This window comes from Streptomyces sp. NPDC006265, assembly GCF_040613555.1.
Taxonomy (GTDB): domain Bacteria; phylum Actinomycetota; class Actinomycetes; order Streptomycetales; family Streptomycetaceae; genus Streptomyces.
Genome location: NZ_JBEXSH010001235.1, coordinates 1 through 1,973, shown reverse-complemented (window position 1 = coordinate 1,973; position 1,973 = coordinate 1). Strand labels below are relative to the sequence as shown.

Below are 1,973 nucleotides of genomic sequence, written 5' to 3'. Positions count from 1 at the left end.
CCGCACCGGCCGAAACCCCACGTACGTCCAGTACGAGGGCTTCCGGCCGGCACGCCGAGAGCACGCACCAAACGCCGCTCCTCAACGGGCAAACGCTGCCTGCCACGGCACTAGCATGGGCGGGTGCAGACGATGCCCGCCCATGCGGCCCACCATGACGACCGTGAGATAGAGACCCTCGAAGAGTTCGACGCGACGGTCCCGGCGCGCGGCACCCTCGCCGGATACCGCGTCCAGGCCGTCGACCTGACGGACCGTACGCGCGAGCTGCTCGCCACGGACACCACGGGCGCGATCTTCCTCGGCTGCGCGATGCGCGAGGACGCGGCTGCGAAGATCCGGGCCGACGGCGCCCTGGTCTTCCCACCGGTGCCGGGCCTGCCGTTCGACCCGTACCGCGGCCTGGTCTACTCCCCGGACGAACTCTTCGCGTCGTTGGCCGACGGCTACGAGGCCACGCCCGACGCCCTCGCCTACGCCTGGTTCCAGCGCACCAAGACGGACCGCGACATCTACGCGTCCATGCTGCGCTCGGTCCACGACGACTCCGTCTCGGACGCACTCGACGAACTCCTGTCCGGCGCCCGGGTCGTGGGCGTCATGGGCGGCCATGCCATGGCCCGCGGCACCGAGGAGTACGCCGGCGCCGCGCGGCTCGGCCGGGAGCTGGCCCGCGCCGGCTTCACGATCGCCACCGGCGGCGGCCCGGGCGCCATGGAGGCGGCCAACCTCGGCGCGTACGCCGCCCCCTTCGGCGAGGAGATGCTCACCGAGTCGCTCGAACTCCTCGGCAAGGCACCGCACTTCACCCCGTCGATCACCCAGTGGGCCTCGGCCGCCTTCGAGATACGCACCCGCTGGCCGCACGGCGGCCGCTCGGTGGGCATCCCGACCTGGTTCTACGGCCACGAGCCGCCGAACGCCTTCGCCTCCCACATCGCCAAGTACTTCGCCAACGCCACCCGCGAGGACGGTCTGCTGGCCCGGTCCAACGCGGGGGTGGTGTTCCTGCCGGGCGCCGCCGGGACCGTACAGGAGATCTTCGACAACGCCACGCCCAACTACTACGAGTCGCGCGGCGAGCCGACGCCGATGGTGCTGGTGAACCGCGTGCACTGGACGGAGAAGCTGCCCGCGTGGCCGCTGCTCCGGTCGCTGGCCGGGGGGCGCTCGATGGAGGCCCGGATCGCGCTCGTGGAGCGGATCGAGGAGGCGCCGGAGGCCCTGAAACGTCTCGGTGGTTAACAATAAGGCAAAGCAAGTGCTTGCAACCTGCATATGCGTTGACACTACTTATGCGACGCTTATAGACCTGTGAGCCTCCCGGTAGTGCTGATGTTCAGTCAACACCGCCTCAGCCCCCCGCTTTAGCAATCCTGTAAAGGACAAACGTGGCAGTTCTGTCCGTATCCCGCCGCGCACGTGCCGTGCGCGTCCTCGGTGTCGTCTCCGCCTCGGCCGCGCTCGCGCTCGGTACCGCGGGCAACGCGCTCGCCTGCGACATCAGCGAGTTCTCCGCCGAGGCGAAGTGCGATGACGACAAGGGCGTCATCTCCGTCACCGACGTCGACCCCGCCGGCATCCCGGCCACGGTCACCGTGTACCTGCAGAACAACGGCGCCGACGCGAAGAAGGTCGGCACACAGGTGGTCAAGGGCTCGCGCGAAGGCACCACCATCACCTTCACCGAGGACTGGAAGCCGAACGCCGAGTACCGCATCCACGTCAAGGCCGCCCGCTACGTGGACGAGGACATCAAGCCGAACCTCGTCACCCCGGCCACGGCCTGCAAGAAGGAGGAGGAGCCCCCGGCTTCGACTCCCCCGGCGACGCCGACCCCGTCGGCCTCCCCGTCCAAGCCGGCGGAGGAGACCGAGACTCCCGCCCCGGAGCCGTCGGAGAGCCAGAGCACCTCGCCGGCGGGCAACGCGCCCGCCCCGGCCGGTGACTCCAACCTCGCCGAGACCGGTGCC

General features: G+C 70.0%; 2 protein-coding genes. Both read left to right on the top strand.

Translation table 11 applies throughout. The features are described 5' to 3' along the window. Positions 1-123 precede the first annotated feature (123 nt). Complete coding sequence (locus tag ABZ281_RS47490) at positions 124-1,245, top strand: LOG family protein (protein WP_356664851.1); 1,122 nt, start codon at positions 124-126, stop codon at positions 1,243-1,245. Positions 1,246-1,391: 146 nt separating this feature from the next. Continuing rightward, positions 1,392-1,973: sortase-dependent protein (locus ABZ281_RS47485; RefSeq protein ID WP_356664849.1), on the top strand; the 582-nt coding region annotated here is incomplete at its 3' end.